Source organism: Alteromonas sp. S015 (genome assembly GCF_036864485.1).
Taxonomy (GTDB): Bacteria; Pseudomonadota; Gammaproteobacteria; order Enterobacterales; family Alteromonadaceae; genus Alteromonas.
On the sequence record NZ_JAZETO010000001.1, the window covers coordinates 307,843 to 326,746 of the forward strand.

General features: G+C 42.6%; 18 protein-coding genes. 10 read left to right on the forward strand and 8 right to left on the reverse strand.

All coding sequences use genetic code 11. The annotated features are described in order from the left end of the window. The first annotated feature begins 4 nt into the window (after nt 1-4). Both V7R42_RS01285 and V7R42_RS01290 read left to right on the forward strand, forming a co-directional pair. Nucleotides 5-901 (forward strand): hydroxymethylglutaryl-CoA lyase, encoded by an 897-nt coding sequence (locus V7R42_RS01285; protein WP_334018439.1) that lies wholly within the window; start codon nt 5-7, stop codon nt 899-901. Nucleotides 902-1,273: 372 nt separating this feature from the next. Further along, nucleotides 1,274-2,272 carry a transposase gene (locus V7R42_RS01290; RefSeq protein ID WP_334018440.1) on the forward strand — a complete coding sequence of 333 codons (999 nt, stop codon included), beginning with the start codon at nt 1,274-1,276 and terminating at the stop codon, nt 2,270-2,272. Here V7R42_RS01290 and V7R42_RS01295 read toward each other — a convergent pair. Both V7R42_RS01295 and V7R42_RS01300 read right to left on the reverse strand, forming a co-directional pair. Continuing rightward, on the reverse strand, nt 2,259-3,413 hold the full coding sequence (locus V7R42_RS01295; RefSeq protein WP_334018441.1) for an MFS transporter: 1,155 nt from the start codon (nt 3,411-3,413) through the stop codon (nt 2,259-2,261). The genes V7R42_RS01290 and V7R42_RS01295 overlap by 14 nt on opposite strands. Nucleotides 3,414-3,489: 76 nt before the next feature. Beyond that, nucleotides 3,490-4,023: an SRPBCC family protein gene (locus V7R42_RS01300; RefSeq protein ID WP_334018442.1), complete on the reverse strand. Its 534-nt coding sequence runs from the start codon at nt 4,021-4,023 to the stop codon at nt 3,490-3,492. Nucleotides 4,024-4,782: 759 nt separating this feature from the next. Between V7R42_RS01300 and glgC the strand changes: the two genes are divergently transcribed. Then, nucleotides 4,783-6,069 (forward strand): glucose-1-phosphate adenylyltransferase, encoded by a 1,287-nt coding sequence (gene glgC, locus V7R42_RS01305; protein WP_334018443.1) that lies wholly within the window; start codon nt 4,783-4,785, stop codon nt 6,067-6,069. Between the two features lie 69 nt (nt 6,070-6,138). Here glgC and V7R42_RS01310 read toward each other — a convergent pair whose 3' ends face one another. Beyond that, nucleotides 6,139-6,951 carry an alpha/beta fold hydrolase gene (locus tag V7R42_RS01310; protein WP_334018444.1) on the reverse strand — a complete coding sequence of 271 codons (813 nt, stop codon included), beginning with the start codon at nt 6,949-6,951 and terminating at the stop codon, nt 6,139-6,141. Nucleotides 6,952-7,021: 70 nt separating this feature from the next. Then, nucleotides 7,022-8,344, reverse strand: a complete 1,323-nt coding sequence (locus tag V7R42_RS01315; protein WP_334018445.1) for a spinster family MFS transporter — start codon at nt 8,342-8,344, stop codon at nt 7,022-7,024. Nucleotides 8,345-8,513: 169 nt separating this feature from the next. Between V7R42_RS01315 and V7R42_RS01320 the strand changes: the two genes are divergently transcribed. After that, on the forward strand, nt 8,514-9,329 hold the full coding sequence (locus tag V7R42_RS01320) for an acyl-CoA thioesterase (protein WP_334018446.1): 816 nt from the start codon (nt 8,514-8,516) through the stop codon (nt 9,327-9,329). A 38-nt stretch (nt 9,330-9,367) separates the two neighbouring features. Here the strand turns inward: V7R42_RS01320 and V7R42_RS01325 are convergent, their stop codons facing one another. Beyond that, nucleotides 9,368-10,213: an HDOD domain-containing protein gene (locus V7R42_RS01325; protein WP_334018447.1), complete on the reverse strand. Its 846-nt coding sequence runs from the start codon at nt 10,211-10,213 to the stop codon at nt 9,368-9,370. 488 nt (nt 10,214-10,701) lie between these two features. Here V7R42_RS01325 and V7R42_RS01330 point away from each other — a divergent pair, with 488 nt between their 5' ends. Next, complete coding sequence (locus V7R42_RS01330; protein WP_334018448.1) at nt 10,702-11,991, forward strand: glycosyltransferase; 1,290 nt, start codon at nt 10,702-10,704, stop codon at nt 11,989-11,991. A 21-nt stretch (nt 11,992-12,012) separates the two neighbouring features. Here V7R42_RS01330 and V7R42_RS01335 read toward each other — a convergent pair whose 3' ends face one another. Both V7R42_RS01335 and V7R42_RS01340 read right to left on the reverse strand, forming a co-directional pair. Further along, nucleotides 12,013-12,405: a SufE family protein gene (locus tag V7R42_RS01335; protein WP_334018449.1), complete on the reverse strand. Its 393-nt coding sequence runs from the start codon at nt 12,403-12,405 to the stop codon at nt 12,013-12,015. A 16-nt stretch (nt 12,406-12,421) separates the two neighbouring features. Then, on the reverse strand, nt 12,422-12,817 hold the full coding sequence (locus tag V7R42_RS01340) for a DUF2750 domain-containing protein (protein ID WP_334018450.1): 396 nt from the start codon (nt 12,815-12,817) through the stop codon (nt 12,422-12,424). Between the two features lie 310 nt (nt 12,818-13,127). Between V7R42_RS01340 and V7R42_RS01345 the strand changes: the two genes are divergently transcribed. The 5 genes from V7R42_RS01345 (at nt 13,128) to V7R42_RS01365 (ending at nt 18,264) form a co-directional block, all read left to right on the forward strand. After that, on the forward strand, nt 13,128-13,859 hold the full coding sequence (locus tag V7R42_RS01345) for a hypothetical protein (RefSeq protein WP_334018451.1): 732 nt from the start codon (nt 13,128-13,130) through the stop codon (nt 13,857-13,859). A gap of 183 nt (nt 13,860-14,042) precedes the next feature. Then, entirely contained in the window at nt 14,043-14,852 is an 810-nt protein-coding gene (gene xthA, locus V7R42_RS01350) for an exodeoxyribonuclease III (protein ID WP_334018452.1), read from the forward strand. A 43-nt stretch (nt 14,853-14,895) separates the two neighbouring features. Beyond that, nucleotides 14,896-15,537: an energy-coupling factor ABC transporter permease gene (locus tag V7R42_RS01355; protein ID WP_334018453.1), complete on the forward strand. Its 642-nt coding sequence runs from the start codon at nt 14,896-14,898 to the stop codon at nt 15,535-15,537. A gap of 112 nt (nt 15,538-15,649) precedes the next feature. Continuing rightward, a complete protein-coding gene (locus tag V7R42_RS01360; protein WP_334018454.1) occupies nt 15,650-16,825 on the forward strand; it encodes an FIST signal transduction protein in 1,176 nt (391 codons plus the stop codon). Beyond that, nucleotides 16,822-18,264: a sensor histidine kinase gene (locus V7R42_RS01365; protein WP_334018455.1), complete on the forward strand. Its 1,443-nt coding sequence runs from the start codon at nt 16,822-16,824 to the stop codon at nt 18,262-18,264. Before V7R42_RS01360 ends, V7R42_RS01365 begins: the two co-directional genes overlap by 4 nt. A gap of 24 nt (nt 18,265-18,288) precedes the next feature. Here the strand turns inward: V7R42_RS01365 and V7R42_RS01370 are convergent, their stop codons facing one another. Continuing rightward, nucleotides 18,289-18,852 (reverse strand): phosphoribosyltransferase, encoded by a 564-nt coding sequence (locus V7R42_RS01370; RefSeq protein ID WP_334018456.1) that lies wholly within the window; start codon nt 18,850-18,852, stop codon nt 18,289-18,291. Nucleotides 18,853-18,904: the final 52 nt, after the last annotated feature.

Sequence of the window (18,904 nt, forward strand, 5' to 3'; positions counted from 1 at the left end):
TGTAATGTTTTCACAAGAAGTAAGTATTGTTGAAGTTGGCCCGCGAGACGGTCTTCAAAATGAAGAACAGACGTTAAGTGCTGCGCAGAAAATCGAGTTTATTAACCTTCTTTCAAATACAGGGGTTCAGCGTATAGAAGCCGGTAGCTTTGTATCACCAAAGTGGGTGCCACAAATGGCGAACTCTGATGAGGTTCTTAGGGCGCTCAACCCTAATACAAAAATTCATTATTCTGCGTTGACCCCTAACCTTAAAGGCTTGGAAGCTGCTATTGAGGTTGGTGTAAAAGAGGTTGCTGTATTTGGCGCTGCCTCTGAGTCCTTTTCTCAAAAGAACATTAACTGTTCTATTAGCGAAAGTTTGAAGCGTTTCGAGGCCGTGTTTAACATGGCCAGCGAAAACAGCATAAAAGTTAGGGGCTATGTTTCATGTGTAATGGGCTGTCCTTATGAAGGTGAAATTTCACCTGTTGCCGTTAAACGGGTAAGTAAGGAACTCGTTGACATGGGATGTTACGAAGTATCTCTTGGCGATACCATCGGTGTGGGTACGCCAATGTCTACAAAACTGCTATTAGATGACGTCTTGAAAGAGATTCATGTCACCAAAGTTGCCGCTCATTTCCATGATACTTATGGACAAGCACTAGTGAACTTATACACTGCCCTTGGATATGGCATCTCATCCATTGATTCAGCTGTTGCAGGTCTTGGCGGCTGCCCTTATGCCAAAGGTGCAAGTGGAAATGTTGCAACTGAGGACGTCCTGTATATGTTGAATGGTATGGGAATATCTACAGGTATAGACATGGAAAAGTTGCTAGAAGCTTCTTCTTACATTTCAAAACTTTTAGGGCGCTCTCCCGTGTCGAAAACAGCAAACGCACTTCTAGCAAAATAATAAGGTAGATATACATGCCCCTTTTCCTAAAGGGGTCCCCCTAACTCTGTAATTGCGCCATGTGTCGCCTTTATACAATGGATGTTTTTCAAATACATTCAAATACAACCATTGCAATTTCCCTCTATCTTGATTTTTCACTTGTAGCCAAAGGGGATGAAGCCAAACACTTATTGTATTTTGAGGATCGAAAAAAGTTTAAGGTGGCTGTCCTCGTAAACGATTATCTATAAATTTTTGACGGCAAATTTTTCATTGGGTGTTTTTGCAAAGAATTATCGAAACACAAAACAAACCCATTAGCCAGGTCACACCCCAGCATTGCAAATGCTAAAGTCGAACTATTATAAATTACCTTGCAGCTACCGAAACATGGCTCAAAGCAGAAAGTCCCTTATCAGTCTCCAAGATACCCCCTATTATCATTGTATATCTCGCTGCGTGCGTCGTAGCTACCTCTGCGGCTATGATCGAACCAGTAATGTTTGTTACGAGCACAGAAAGACATGGGTAGAGAAACGTCTGTTATTTTTAAGTAAGATATTTGCAATAGATATTTCTGCTTACGCCGTAATGAGTAACCATGTCCATATTATTTTGTGCGTTAATAAAGAAGCCGCCGCCTCATGGTCAATGCGCACCGTATTGCGTCAATGGCATAAGATGCATAAAGGAACCGAACTCACACAGAAATATCTGAAGGGCGAGATATTGAGCGACATCGAATACAAGGCAGTGAAAAGTACTGCTGAAGTATATAGAAAAAGGCTCTACGACATTAGCTGGTTTATGAGAAATTTAAACGAGTATATTGCTAGAAAAGCAAATAATGAAGACGATTGCACTGGCAGATTTTGGGAAGGTCGCTTCCGCTCACAGGCACTGCTGACAGAGAAGGCTCTTCTTTCATGTATGGCATACGTTGACCTAAACCCAGTACGCGCAAAGATTGCGACAGGGCTACAAGACTCATACCATACAAGTATCAATAAAAGGTTGAAGTACGATAGTCCAAGAAACAAACCGATAAAAGGCTTAATGCCGCTGAAAAATCATTTACGTTGCAGAAACTATCGTGGCATAAATATTACGCTGAATGACTATTGCGCTCTTCTTAATCATTCAATTGAACTATTGCGTGACACCAGCTCAACAACTGCTCCAACGCGGTCCATTCAATATATGAAATCTCTCGATGTAAGCCATCATCATTGGCACAAATTTATTAGTGATTTCGAGAATATATTTTCTTTTGCAGCAGGAGACTGTATCTCTATGCGAAAATTTAAAGAAAATACCAAAAGAAAGCGAATGGCTAAAATATCTTCAGGATTGCTATACTCTGTTGCAACTACCACTATTTCTCATTAGGTAGGATGACGGTAGTGATAATTGCTAGTAAGAGCATACCAGCCATGATATAGACTACTGAAAAAGATAAAACAGGAGTCAATACGGCGTAAAGAGCACCAAATGCTAACAGAATCAACCCTATCGCCGTATTTGAAAAACCGACCAGTTCGGTTCTTTCATGTCCATCTTTAACATCTAAACTATATGTCTTTCGCCCTGTTCTCACACCAGCGTGGGCTACCGACAACAAGAAAAATAACAGTGCAGAAATGACAACCGTTGTGGTTTGCACCATAAGTAAGCCTACACACGAAATTAGCGCGAGTGCACCTGAAATTCGAAGTGTTAATTTTGCGCTTCTATCTGCAATCTTGCCCCAAATAATTGATGATAAAAGCGCAGCTGTTGCTTCGGCCCCAATGTAAATAGGAAGCAGCGCTTTTACATCTCCATTTTTCTCTATCATGAAATAAGGAGCTACCAATGCTGAGTGGACGAAAAGTCCTCTTACAAAAATGAATTTATAAATCGTGGCATCGAAGTCGACACTAAATACCTTCTTCGCTTCATCACCCAAATCTACCGTTGTTTTAATAGGCCAAACACATATAAGCGTCAGAACAAAAGATAAAATACTACTACACAAGACTGTTAGCAGTACGTTCGAAGTCAGCGAGCCATCATAAATCACCAAGGGTATGGCAATAACAAGGGTTACCACCCCTGAAACAGTAGACGCAATCCCGATTAGACTACCCCGCTCGCCTTTCTTAGCTACATCAGCCTCCATATCTTTTACAGTAAGTGAGCAGGCTGAACGACCTAGACTGAGGAGTACAAGAGAGATGAGGACCAACATACCGGCTAGGAAACCAGAAAATGAAATAACCGCTAGTAGCATACCCAAAACTGAAAGTGTTTGTGTGAGCATACCGATACGCCAAACGATGTGCCGCTGAGTATGTTTTCGAAGATAGATGCTAATAAGCACTTGAGGAAGAAGAGCGCCCGACTCTCTGATTGGGACAAGCCAGCCTACCATCCAAACTGGCGCTCCGATGCTAATTAGTAGTGCGGTCAACGTTGTTTTAGCAGAGATAAGAAGGTCTGCTAGTTTATTTAGTGAAAGGCCTGTAATAAGCAAATTTTTTTGTTTCATGGACGATAAGCATACACCACAATTCTATTCGTTAAGTACGGTGCTTTTATCCAGTCAGATCAGAAAGTTGTGCCCCCTACCCAGCATTTTCAGCGAGTACTTTAAGATTCTCTAGGCCCGTTTCGAAATCCGGGCCAATCATGCTATCCATCATCAAAGCGAAATATTTGTTTATAGGATTATTGCCTACTGAGCCTTCATCTCGCCAGGTTACGAGCGAGCCATTCTCTTTGGGTTCAATCTCTACAATGCCTGACGAGCCCATCTCGAAATCGGGAAAATACAGTCGGTACATCACACGTCTATTATGCTCTAGTTGCGTAATTTCAATTTCGCCATTACCCTCGGTGTCGCTTGACCACTCCGAACGCATTCCTATAGCCCTATCAGGCCCTGAATAATCAAGTTTCATATCAGGGTCACGCTTGAACCATACACCCCACTTCTTCCACTCTTTCAAATCAACAATATAGGGGTATATTTCTGATGGATGAGCATCAATATTAATTGTTCGTTCAACGCTGTAATCTTTAGAAATAAAAAAGCTAGTCGCAACAAATAATACGATTACACCACTTAAAACCATTAAAAGTTTTTTTAACGCTCCCATCTGAGACTCCATAAAAGAACCGACTTACAAAATATAACATTAAATTAACATTTGTCACTTAAAGACCTTCTTCGCTCAATTTTTTTCGTAGATAGACACTCTTTCCAACATGATTAAAGGAGTTAAAAGCATTTTATGTTTCAATAATTATCATGAGCCCAATGTTTCGTCTTACCCAAGGAGGAATAAAAAACCTGAAAAAGATACACCGCTAAAAACTCGTTATGTACTACGTAAGCATATCGGTTATCGAACAAAGTGTAGACTAACACTTTAAATTTTAAAAATAAGCATTTAAACAATGACTTACTTTGTTAAAAGACTTTTCAGGATGAACATAATGAGGTTGCGATGGATGTCTCTGTAACGTTTTCTACCTTACGTTTACTTGGTGACTACCCTATAATTGGGGTGGGTGTCTTGCTAAAGCACCTCTTGCTAAAGCTTTAATTTAAAAAGTCTCTCGTTGAGTGTATCTACAAAAGAATAAGCGTTTAGGATGGATGTCTTCGTAACGGCATTCGTAAAAGCATCAGCGTCTCCAAATCAACAACCTTTTAAAAACATTTACCTTTTTATCACAATGCATGAAAATCGCACTGTCATTCTAAATTATCTTGTGTAATATGGATTTAAGTTATCTAGAGAGCCTGTTAATTCAGGTCTATCATGTATTGCGCAGTCAATCGCACCACTTCGTTTTCTTTTTATATTTCTATCGATACACAGTTGTCGCTTTATTACAGGAGTTTATAGGAAATGGCAGATCAAAGTTCTCGTTACATCAGTAACCTTACTCGCGATACATATGCGCTTATCCTCGCGGGTGGTAAAGGTTCAAGACTACACGAGCTCACGAATTGGCGAGCCAAACCGGCACTTTATTTCGGCGGTAAATTTAGAATTATCGATTTTCCACTATCAAATTGTGTAAATTCAGGCATACGCCGAATAGGCGTGGTTACCCAATACAAGTCCCATTCCCTCATTCGTCACTTAGTCAGAGGTTGGGGTCACTTTAAAAAAGAACTTGGCGAATCTGTAGAAATTCTTCCCGCTTCACAACGTTTCTCTGACAGTTGGTATGAAGGAACGGCAGATGCAGTTTTCCAAAACATTGATATCATTCGTGATGAACTCCCAAAATATGTGATGATACTTTCAGGCGATCACATCTATCGTATGGACTACGGTGATATGTTGGCTAAGCACACAGAGTCTGGTGCGAAAATGACCGTTTCCTGTATGTCGGTGCCGCTGGAGGAAGCAGCGGGCGCGTTTGGCGTGATGTCTGTCGATGAAAACTACCGCATTAACGGGTTTGAAGAGAAACCGGCTAATCCTAGTCCCCTGCCTAATGATCCATCCCGCTGCTTAGCATCTATGGGCAACTATGTGTTTGATACAGAGTTTCTGTTCGAGCAATTACGTGTTGATGCTGAGAACATGGGCTCGCAGCGAGATTTTGGTAAAGACATTATCCCATCAATCATTGCCGACCACCCAGTATATGCCTACCCTTTTGAGAAAAGTGGCGGAGACAATGCCTATTGGCGCGATGTAGGTACTATTGATTCATTTTGGGAAGCCAATATGGAGATGGTTGCTCCTGTACCTCAATTGAATTTATACGATAGAAAATGGCCTATATGGACGTACCAAGAGCAACTCCCACCTGCAAAATTTGTTTGGGAAGACCACGACAGACGCGGCGAAGCGATTAACTCTGTAGTTTCCGGAGGCTGCATTATTTCAGGATCTACACTTCGGTCATCTATTTGCTTTTCCAATGTACGCGTTCATTCTTACGGCCTTATTGAAGACGCTGTAATTCTTCCCGACGTGGAAATTAAACGTCACTGTAAGTTGAAAAAAGTAATTATCGATCGCGGTTGTATCATACCAGAAGGAACCACAATCGGTTATGACCACGAGCAAGACAAAGCCCGTGGTTTCCGTGTATCTGAAAAAGGCGTGGTGCTAGTAACAAGGGAAATGTTAGGACAGCCCGTGGGCGGTCTAAGTAAGTCTAGAAAGCAGGGTTAACCCATTTCTTATAGGTCGGTGCAGAGATTGATTTTAGCGTATCAGCGTTCAATTCAATCTCTGCATCTCTCAATTAGCGTCTTCACTCCACTGCACTAACGTACGCTCAATAAAGCTTGCAACGAGCTCGGGGTGCTCTAACGGAAACATATGCCCGCCGTCGATTACTGTATGCTCAATAAGGTTGTGCTTCATTAGCCGCGAGTACATTTCTGGTTTACACACGTTACTTTTGCTTCCTGTTGCCAATATGGCTGGACACTTGAGCTTCCCTTTATATTTCCCCAAATTATGGGGAATATTGCGAAACAACTCTGCTTCTACTTCCGCTCGAAATGTGAGTGAAATATTGCTCCCTTTCAGGGCTGTCACAGACTTCACATAATCACGTACACACCGTTTATCCATATTTTTAAACAACGTCTTCCCGTGAAAGTACGCCACCATATCTGTATTGGCCGGCCAATTGGTGTTGCGTGTTTGTGCTAGTTTCGCCGGCGTTAGCTTATTTATTAGAGGCGTATGTTTCGCGAATCTAAAGAAGTAACTTAACGGGCCGACAACAAGCGGCGGGTCAAGCAAAATAATGCCCCTGAAAAGCTCTGGTGCTTCGCATGCCGCCATGTAAGTAATTACAGCTCCAAATGAATGCCCTACACCAAACACACCTCGCGGGTCCTTGTTCTCTTTTTTTAAGTGCTTGATAAGTTCTTGCACTTGATTGCGCCAGTTTCCATTCACAGGGAGCTGAGGATCGTGCCCAAAGCGCTCAACATGCAATCGGTGAAAGTGATCAGGTAGCCCAGAAAACATCGCATTATAACTACCTGCAGGAAATCCATTTGCATGGGCAAAATGAAAACTCAACTCTGACGACGTCACCAATACACTCCTTTCACTCAAACAATAAAGGGGCTTTAAATCAGCCCCTTAGCATTAAAGTTTGATAATACTACAAGCCTCTAGCTTCTGCCATTTCCCAATCTTTAACGATCTTTGTGCTTGTCCATAAGAACACGGCAATAGAAAGCGCGTAAGGAACTACAAGGTAGATAAGTGCCTGCCTCAATGCCTCCGTTTCGCCTAAAGACGGCACCAGCGCTTGGCTAATAATACCAGTAAGTGTTGGGCCACCGCCTAATGCAATAATGTTCAATACAAAGAAAAATAACGCTGTCGACATGGCTCTTACATTTATCGGAGCAAGAGTTTGTGCCATTGCAAAGCTTGGGCCTAGGTAAGAGCCACTAGTAAATAACAACAGGGCCATAAGCGCTACTGACAACCACAAATCTTGCACTTGTAACGATGCATAGAATGCCGGCACACCAATAATAAGTGCGATAGCGGGCAAGAGCGCATAAGCTTTTTTATTGTGCTTACCCCATCTATCAGCAATATACCCTCCAAGCCATACTCCTAGCGCATAGGCGGTTCCGTTGATAATTCCAAATACGATTAGCAACTGTGTAATATCTAAACCCGCAAAGGCGCGAACGTAGTAATCAATTACCCATGTCGAAATGGCATAGTTGCCGAATGAACCAAAGGAAATTCCCAGCGCCATTCCCCACCACGTCGGAATTTTCAGCAACATCTTAAGCGATGATTTTACACTTGGCTTATTTGCTTCATCTGCGCTTGGCGAAGAGGTTGTTCTCGCTGGCTCCTTAACCGTGAACTTAAGTAAAATTGCGAGTAACACACCTGGGACACCTACGCTGTACATCACGGTCCGCCAGTCAGCAGAACCGCCCTGTAGAAAGAACGCTGAAGCAAAGAACGCTAGCATAACGCCAAAAGGAATACCTAAAGAGTATATTGCGAGCGCGCCCGCACGTTTTTCTTTGGGAAATAGGTCGGAAATAATACTGTGGGATGGTGGGCTACCACCCGCTTCACCAATACCAACGCCAATACGTGCAATGGCAAGTTGCATGTAATTAGCAGCCAGCCCAGATGCGGCGGTAAAGCCACTCCAAAGCGTTAAAGAAATAGCAATTATATTCACGCGACTGTACCTGTCGGCAAGCCAAGCGATAGGAATTCCCATCACGGTATAAAGTAACGCAAAATAAATGCCTTTAAGCCATCCAAGCTGGGCATCATCTAACCCCAAATCGGCTTTGATAAAGGGAGATAAAATCCCGATGATTTGCCTGTCTATAAAGTTAAAGGCATACACCAAGGTTAGTATAAATAGAACATAATTCCGGTAACTTCTAGATGCTCCTGCTTCTGCAGCGGGAATACCTTCAACGTTAGTATGGGCCATAACAGTCCTTTTAAGTAACAATAGCTCAGTCTATGCATTAGGCAAAAAAATAAACAACTAATTGTTACTTATTTGTTAACATAAAGAAAATTACTAACTGAGGCTTTTCGTTCTATAGCGCTTAAGGTACGATGACAAATACTTAACTCATCAGACCAGACAAGCAAACATGACAGTAGATGAATTGCTCAATATTCCTCAATTATCTCAAACTTCGGAAAACATATGGAAAGTTGATGGACTCGCTATCCCTAAGACGTGGGGACAAGGACGAACTGCGTTTGGAGGAATTTCTGCCGGTATGCTTTACACCGCAGTAAAGCAGCAAGTCACTGATAAACGCGTGCTGCGCTCTTTTACCACCAACTTTGTTGGCCCTCTATCTCTTGAAACCCCTTTCTCTATTGAAGTTACGTTGCTCAGAACGGGGAAAAATGTCTCTCAGTTTACCGCTCATGCTATTCAAGACGGCAAAAGCTGTGTTTTTTCGCAAGCCTGTTTTGGTGTTGCACGTCAGTCAGGTATTGCCGTCGACAATGCAGATATGCACGACATGCCTCCACCAAATAAAGCGAAGTTTATCCCGCAAATTCCTAAAGTTACGCCGAAATTCTTACGTTACTTTGATTTAGCAATTGAGGATGGAGGCATTCCATTTACGCGAAGAAAAACAAGCCACTACCATGGCTTCATGCGGTTTAAACAGCCCCCAGAAGCCATCACCGATGCACATATCATCACTATGATCGACGCATGGCCGCCCACACTCTTACAAATGATGAAGCTTCCGGCGCCTGCCAGTACAGTAAGTTGGAACTTAGAATTCATTCATCCGCACAAGCCAGTAAGCCCGACAGATTGGTTTGCTTATAAAGCTCACACCAGACAAGCTGCCGATGGTTATGGCCATACTGAGGCGACAATTTGGGATAAGGATAATGAAGTGATTGCCATCAGTAGGCAAACCGTAGCAATTTTTGACTGATCGCTACGGCAAAAGGAAAGCGCACACAATACGTTAAATTAATAAAGCATAAACGCGTTAGGATTAAACAGGGAAATCACCGAAATACACTGCAGGTTGGTTATATCTAGCGCGTCTTCTAAATCTTCGCGATTAAGCGATAAAGCCTCATGTAACTCTGGTTTCAAGTTATGATAGCTGGGGTAAATTTCTGGATTCACATTATCAAGTGCTAGTACATACGAGAGTTGCACAATCTTTTCATCTATAGAAGACGCTGCTTCTTCGCCTTTGTGAACATTTGCAATAGGCGAGTAAATCGAGCTTGGAATATTCCACTTTTCAATTAGCCTTGCGGACAACTCCGCGTAGGTAAATCCTAGCACGCCAAACTGAAGTTCAGCAGGACTCACTCTCGTGTTAAACGCCTGACAACGGTGTGCTGATTCAGGCAAAATCGAAACTGTCACTAACTCGCCTATATTGTGAAGCAGTCCTGAAACGAAAAGTCGCTCTGGCTCTCGAATATTGCGCATATCGGCAAAATATTTTGCCAGAAGTCCACATGAAACGCTTTGCTCCCAAAACTTGTCCAGATCAATACATTGGCCGTCTACATCTTTGAAAGCTTGGCTAACACCATAAGCAAGCGCTAGATCATAGGTAGAGCGCGTCCCTACTACCTGAATGGCCTTAGTCACTGTGTCTATTTTATTGGGAAAACGATAGAGCGCTGAGTTTGATACCCTTAGCAATTGAGTTGCCAATGACGGGTCGAAAGCAATGATATCGCCGATGTCATCAATGCTTGAAGCTTCATCATCCATACACGCTTTAAGTCGAGTTACCGAATCAGGTAAAACAAAAAGGTTTTCCGCTTTCGAAACTAGTTCATCTAAATTCATTCGTGCACTCTCTTTAATGCCGCTTTTGTCAATATAGCATTTAAGGCACCTCCGTTCGCCTTACTTCCTTTAAGATATAGGCACAAAAATGTAGTTGGTCAATAAATATCAATTAGTAAAAAAGTATGATTTCCTTACTAATCAAAAAGTTAACCCAAATCCACCTGAAGCCTGTATATCGCGCTTGTACATCTTTGATACACAACACATATTTTCACTAAATATTAACAGTTCACACAACGCCGCTGAAAAATACTCCCTTGACATATTCAGCGCATCTCTAAAAGGCGTGTATTATAGCGTTTCAACTCTTTTTACATACTAATAATTTTCATAAGCAGAAAAACTCAGGGTAATAACCAATTAGAATTAGATTTTCTAAGGAACACATGCTTTTGTAATAACTCATTGAAATTTATGGTAGCATTCATAGCTTATTCACACTGCCTTGTGGCAAGGTTCTTTAAGCAGAAGTTGTAATCCATTTCATGTTAAATATCGCTGTTATCGGTTATGTCTGGCCTGAGCCAAACTCCTCGGCTGCTGGCCAAAATATGTTATCTATCATTACCCGTTGTTTGTCTGCCAATTTCAAGGTGACATTTTTGACTGCCGCCAATGATAGCGAACACAAAGAAGATCTTACGGCGTTGGGCGTTAAAGTACACCCCGTTTCGCTGAATTGCAGCTCGTTCAATAGCCTTATAGCGCATATAAACCCAGACGTTGTAATATTCGACCGCTATATGACAGAAGAGCAGTTTTCTTGGCGAGTAAAAGAAGCATGTCCCGATGCACTTCGAGTGTTAAATACCGAAGATTTACATAGCTTGCGTCAAGCCCGGTATGAAGCAGTAAAACAATACAATGATGCCAGCCTTGCAAAATTAAATAGCGAACTGGCGCAACGAGAAATTGCTTCCATATTTAGATGCGACCTTACCTTGGTAATCTCGAAGCGGGAAATGGCTCTGCTAAAGGCATATTACGGCGTGCCACTCGCGCAGCTTCAATATCACCCACTTGTAGTAGGAAAAACAATATCTACCACACTTCCGTATGAGCAGCGAGCGCACTTTATTCACATTGGAAACTTTCGCCATGCCCCGAATTGGGACGCGGTGCTACAATTAAAGCAAAGCATATGGCCTGCAATAAAAAAGGCGCTACCCAAAGCTGAGTTGCATATTTACGGGGCTTATCCACCTAGAAAGGCCACACAACTTCACAATGAAAAACAAGGCTTCCTAGTAAAAGGTTGGACTGAAAATGTGGAGTCTGTAATGATGAACGCCAAGGTGCTGATTGCTCCTTTGCGATTTGGCGCAGGCATTAAAGGTAAACTGCTTGATGCAATGCGCTGTGCCACGCCTAATATCACAACGTGGATTGGCGCAGAAGGTATCATTCCAAGCGATAAAGTGACGGCTGGTATTAATGAAGAAGAAGCCGTTGAACCTCAGCACCTAGCGCAATGGCCCGGTGCGATTTGCAGCACAAATACAACTGAGCCGGCAGTTGTTCAAGAATATGTGCGGCACGCTGTGGCACTGTATGATGATAAAACGACATGGGTTCGTGCAAGTAACTTAGCAGTGGCTATGCTCAATTCATTTGAGAGCGAACAGCCAGAAGTGCCACTTGTCGAACAAATGATTGCGTTGAAACAGTCGCTTCACGGCCATAGGAGTCGTCTATTTATGCAAAGTTTGATGTGGCATCACACCCTAACGGCAAGCAAGTACATGGGCCAGTGGATTGAAGCAAAGAACAAATAAGGGGAATCGCCAGTTTGACCGCTAGGTGCTTTTCAATTTGGCTATTACAGACTTAATCCCGTTTCCACGGGACTGACTTAAATAGCGCTCTAGCTGACAACGTGACAAGTAGCTCTCAAAGTCGAATCCACTGCGCTGTTGTGCAGATAACGCGTTAGCTTTTTCTAATAATACTGCAAGCACGCCGCGAATAACCTTACTAGGTGAGTAGGCCATCAAACTGCCCTGTTCATCAGAAACTGCTAACCATACTGGACTTTCGCAACCTTCCACTTCTGTTTCAGCCGAACGTTTTTCCATTGGTAGCGGAACGAGCGCTTTACCCGCAAGCATGAGTGTGCGAGTAAAATCGTCCCATCCTTTGGCATTAGCTAAAGATGAAGCCAGAGGAAGCAAAGTGTCGAGAGTACTCATGATCTCAGTTCCTTGCTTAATTTCCGCTTAGCTCTGAAGCTAAATCATCGGCGGTCATAACTAGGTTTTCAACGTCACTAGTAGTGGGAAACATCACTAGCTCAACGCCGTTTTTATTAAGACCTGGCAACCAAGTTTGCGTAAAGTCATCCAGAGTAATATTCACACATTGACCTTCAATTTCGTTTATATCTACAAACTTTTGAGCCAAATCACGATGAGGGAACACCGGTAGCTGAACGCTCTCACCACCTTCAAACATTACGAAGCCTTCGCCACCTTGCACCAACCAAATTTCATTTGCTTTTACAATGTAGCTTACTACAAGCTCTTGTCGGTCTTCTGCACTAAGCTTCATTGCTTGCTCGATAACCACATCACTTAACTTGTCTGCAACTGTTTCTGGAAACACGTTATTTCACCTATCTCAAATTTTGCGGCAAGTATACCTGCCTTAGTAATAGGCGCAATGCAAAAAGCGCTAGAAAAGCCCCGCTCGGTGAACACTTATAAAGACACCCATGCGTATCTACTCCTAATAACCAGTATTGAGATGACATCCACATTTGCCCATAAAGTTTTGGAAATCACCTATCCATTTTTACTTAATCAACCACTACATTATTAACATTGACATTTTTCACCCGTTGCGAAGACACCCATGATAAATTAGAACAAATCATCTAACACAACAAAAGCTTAAACGAAAAGAACTTTACCTCATGCGCAATCTATTTACTGCTTTGAAGCAAGACACCCATGCTAACCACGCTATTTTGGAAAATACCTTTCCCTTCTCAATGTATCAAAAAGATAGTGAGTTTAACGATGAGGCCTACCTTGCCATCCTCAACATTATGAAAGTATTTCACCAAAATACTGAAGAAGCGGTAAAACAGGCGGTGCTACAAACGCCTTCACTGAGGCCAGTAGCATCAATGATCAATAGCGAGGTTGTTCTACTAGCACTTAACAATGACACCCACGCGTTGTCGTATACGCCATTGTCAACTCAATCACGTTACAAAGACACCCATACTAACACCGTTGACAAGCTCACATCGTCTACAAAAGTCAGAAACGAAGAAATGCTTTTCTTAAACGTCAAAGCAACCGAGCAATTAATTCCAAGTTTCAACTCAACCATTAGTCAAGCCATTGCTGCTATTTATGTATGGTTAGGTTCATCAATGGGCGCCAACATTATCGTTAGAAGGTTGGAAGCCATGACGATAAATATTCCGACTGAGTACTATCAAGCAATGTCAGGATGTGCCAAAGCATGGGTGTCATTCAAGCAAGAGGTAGAAAGGCTTTTACCAGAGCTCGATCTGGACAATGAGTGCTTTGTTACGAACGCGGTGCACGACGCAAATGCTTGGTTTCAGTTTTTGATATCACTCGGTAAACGCACTGCATTAAGCGACATGCCCTTCCCTAAAGTCACTGTCTGATAAAGGGGTAGCCAATTTTTATGCTACTGAAGAGTTTTCTACACATAACCATTTCTTCAGTAGCTATAAATAAACTTAATCTAGTCAATCGACTGAATGCATTAATATAGTGGTAAATCATCGTTAAGCGGCTGTGCGGTTTCTGGTAGACTCTAGCCAAATTCGAAGCAACCACTAAAAAGTATGAAAGTAATCTCATTTAACATAAACGGTATTCGCGCTCGTCTACATCAACTTCAGGCCGTTATCGACGCACACCAACCCGATATCATTGGTTTACAGGAAATTAAAGTTCACAACGAACAATTTCCGGTAGAAGCCGTTGAAGCCATGGGCTATCACGTCTATTTCCACGGACAGAAAAGCCACTACGGCGTTGCTTTTTTGGCGAAGAAAGAGCCGCTTTCTGTGTCGATGGGTTTCCCAACTGATGAGGAGGACGCCCAACGTCGCATGATTATTATAAAAACCACCGATGATGCTGGCGACCCCGTTACCGTTTTAAATGGTTATTTCCCTCAAGGTGAAAACGAAAAGCATGAAACCAAGTACCCAGCTAAGCGCAAGTTTTACAAAGACTTAATGACTTATTTGGATGATAACCATACGCCAGACGAAAACGTCATCGTTATGGGTGATGTCAACATCTCACACACGGATTTGGACATTGGCATTGGTGAAGACAACCGCAAGCGTTGGCTAAAAACCGGAAAATGCAGCTTTTTGCCGGAGGAGCGTGAGTGGTTGAACACAGTAATCGACTGGGGCTTTGAAGATAGTTTTCGAACGCTCAACCCAGAGACAAACGACAAATTTTCGTGGTTCGATTACCGCTCGAAAGGGTTCAACGACAATCGAGGCCTTCGCATTGACTTGATTTTGGCGACAAGACCGCTTCACGCAAAGCTACATGATGCCGGTATTGATTATGAGCTAAGAGGCACTGAAAAGCCGTCCGATCACGCGCCTATTTGGGCCGAGTATAAAGGGTAAACAGTACTAAATACTGCTCCCCGCCATTAAGTAAGGAGTAAAAGTGAGTTCACTACAACTGCTAGCATTGCTGATTTACGGTGTATTATTACTCGGTGCGGTCAGGCACGTGGACTTTACTAATTTTGCGAGCAACAAGCAGCAGCAACACCTTATTTTTGGTACTGCTGCTTCGCTTTTCGTTCTCTGGTTGTTTAAAGCAGGCATCTTCGAAGGCCTAGATGTTCACTTTCTAGGCCTTTCAGTTTTGACACTAATGCTTGGTTTTAGAAACGCTATTATTGCGTCCTTTATAGCGCTGCTAGGCGCAAACGTAGTCGGCTACGGAAATTGGGAAAACTTTGGCGTTAACGGGCTACTCGGCACCGTTCTACCTATTAGCATAACCTATCTATTTTATATGCTTTCTTTTCACCATATTCCTCGACAACTCTTCGTGTATATTTTTATTTGTGCCTTTTTCCCTGCTGCTCTGTCTATTGCATTAAAGACGCTAACGCTCGGCGCATTTTATTATGTTGAGGGTACGTATCCGTGGGATATTATCTTTAACAATTATGTTCTACTTATCCCACTGTTAGTCTTTCCTGAAGCGTTATTAAATGGCATGGCAATCACTTTATTGGTTATCTACCAACCAACCTGGGTTTATACCTTCCACGACAAGTTTTACCTCGATAATTGAATAACCTAATACCAAAGTGTCTTCGCCTCATGGTACTGTTCAACTAATGTTTAATAAGCTTTTCCTAATTTCAATCTATTATTAAAGAGTATGATTGAGTGGTAAAGGCCGTATGCATATACAAACACTTTCGCTGGAGTGTAGCGAAGCACCTAGCGTAACATCCGAAATAGATAGATTATTTAGTGAAAATAAACCTTCCCTCGTTATTGGCTACGGCAATGCAGACTTATCTTTTCACGAACTTCAACAGGGCCTTCGTGCGCTTTCAGCTCCCTCTTTCATTTCCAGTTCTTGTTTAGGAGCGTTACTTTGTGACGGCAGCACCATTAACGCGAGGTGCCAATTAGCGCTTTTTTGTGTGTACGACGATAATGGTGCTTATGGCGTTGGGTGTGCAGACTCTTCCTGCTGCTGCGCATTTGAAGCGGGCGCCCTGGCACTACAAAATGCCTTGGACAATGCTGGAAGGCCCTATGAAAGCCCAGCGTTAGTTTGGTGCGCATTGCCGCCAGGAGAAGAAGAAAGAATACTTGAAGGTTTTGCCAGTGTTATAGGAACTCAAGTTCCTATCTTCGGCGGTTCGATGGCAGACAACACGGTTTCGGGCAACTGGTCGACAGTTACAAAAGATATATACGGTCCACAAACTGTGACCGTTGCAGTTCTGTATCCCTCTACTCCACTAGGCCTAAGTTATAGCTCAGGGTACAAGCCAACCGATACCACTTTCAAGGTAACAGAAGCGAATGGACGCAAAGTTCAAGCGCTTAATAATAGCTGTGCAAGCACTGTCTATAACAAAGCGACTAACAACCTTATTGCCAGACAGTTATTTGGCGGCCAAATTTTAGGACTCACATCATCAGCACCACTAGGCAGACCCGTAGACTTAGACAACGGTACGATAAATTATCTTCTGTGCCATCCAGATTCTGTCGATGAAAATGGTGCGCTGCATGTTTTTTCAGAAGTAGAAGAAGGCGAAGAGTTGGTGTTAATGGAAGGTAGCATTGCTAGCCTTACCTCTCGCGCAGAACGAGTAATAAACAACGCGGTAATGTTACTACCCGAAAACAGAAAGCCTGTTGGTGTACTGATGATTTACTGTGCAGGATGTCGCTTAATGGTTGGGGACGAAATTAATTTTATGCTAAATTCGCTGCGAGAAAAATTTCACACATTACCGATTTGCGGCCCATTTACTTTTGGCGAGCAAGGACGCTTTTTAGATGGCAAGAACAGACACGGCAACCTTATGATATCGGCGGTAGTGTTTTCCCAATGAATAGAGATTACGAAAATGTTTTAGAAGATCTAGCGCTTGTTTACAGGCTTAAACAGCAAGCCGAAGCACATAAAAAGGAAAGCGATGCTTTACTAGAGGGCACACGCGTATTGCTTACCGCGGAGGACGAACAAGACCTTTATAAGAAAATGTTTAGTGTGTTCAAAGCATTGTACAATTATCAAGTTTGCTTTGTTCTTGAAAATGAAAGCGCAGGTAAAATGAGGTGTATTAATAGCACCCACCCACCGCTTCTTAATACCGTATGGCAAATCGATGACACGCTCTCCCGCGCGGTTAAAAGCGAACCCATAGCTCTATTCAATGTTAAGCAGCAGGCAACATGGCAACGCCACCTGCCTTTATTTGACACCCCTGTTACCTCTGTACTTTATTGCCCATTTAAAGTACATCAGCAACACGCAGTTATCGTGTTTTGCCATCAATCTTTGGGGTATTACACTCAAGAATACGTAGATATGGCTAACAGATACCGCACCTTCACTGAGCAAATGGCCATGGGGATGCAGGCTAAGCTAATGGCGCTTGAAACGGTGAGATTGAAAGAAGAAAAAGCAATTGTAGAAAAGAGCCTTATCGATTCAGAAAAAATGGCCTCACTAGGTTTACTGGCCGCTGGTGTTGCCCATGAAATTAATAACCCTGTTGCTTTCATTAATAGCAACATTCATTTTTTACGAAACGTGCTGCCTGCGCTATCGCAAATGCAGGACATCGTTTTACAATTGGCGGGTAGCACAACCGACGATGACAGACTGAAAGTAGCTGAGGAAGCGAAAAAGTGGAAGTTTGAAAATAAGATTGATTCGTTAAGCGATGAAATTGCAGATATCTGCAGAGAATCTGAGGAAGGCCTGAACAGAGTTACAGACATCATCACCAGCCTTCGTTCATTTTCCCATGATGCAGATATTCCCGATGACGAAACCGTAAACGTGAACGACTGTATTGCTCATGCGTTGCGATTAGTGAACAGTGAATTGAAGCACCGAATAAAGATTCAACAACACTTGTCCGAGGTGCCTTTAATAAGAGGAAAAACAGGAAAATTAAACCAAGTATTAGTTAATTTATTTGTGAATGCAGCTCAAGCAATGGAAGACGGGGATAAATTGACTGTCTCTACATTCGAAGAAAAAGATCACACTGTTATTTTGGTAAAAGATACGGGCTGTGGTATTGAAAAGCACGCCCTTCAAAAGCTCTTTGAACCTTTTTATACCACTAAACCTACCGGCAAAGGCACCGGATTAGGGCTCTATATCTCTTTTTCCATCGTTGAGGCGATGGGTGGAACCATTGGCGTTGAAAGTGAAGTGAATGTAGGCACCACATTTACCCTATCTTTTCCCACAAATTTAACAGACAAAAAAACCGCACAAGCGTGCGGTTTGGATACCTTTGACAGCAACTCGTAGTCGCCTATATGAAGCATGGACTAACTACTTTTCGAACAAAATATCCATGACGTCAGCCAGTTCGCTTTTGCCTTCACGAATTTCTTCTTCCGACAATCCCGCAATTTCGTGTGGGAACACTAGCCATTCATCACTTTCATTAACGTAATAATCTGGCACGATGTCTGTCGTGTTGTTTTGAGGCTTATACCACGGACATGCAATACGGATATCTTTTGGCATGTTCAAGCGCATCAATTTGTTGATTTGCTTGATAAGTGCATCAACACTGCGGCCTGAATCAAAAACATCGTCAACAATCAACAGCTTGTCATCCGCATTCGCGTTTTCCACCAAGTAGTGCAACCCATGAACACGGATTTCTTTTGATTGCTTGTTTATTCCATAGTAAGACGATGTACGTACTGCGATATGGTCGGTTGACGTATTCTTAAATTCAAAGAATTCCTGAACCGCGATACCAATGGGAGCACCACCACGCCAGATACCAATAATAAAGTCAGGGCGAAAGCCGTCTTCATACACCTTTGCCGCTAGGCGAAAGGAATCCTGTAGAAGCGATTGCGAGGTGATAAAATTCTTGTTCATGACGTCTCACTGGGCAAAATTTAAAAGACCGCGAGTATAGTGAATTTTGCAC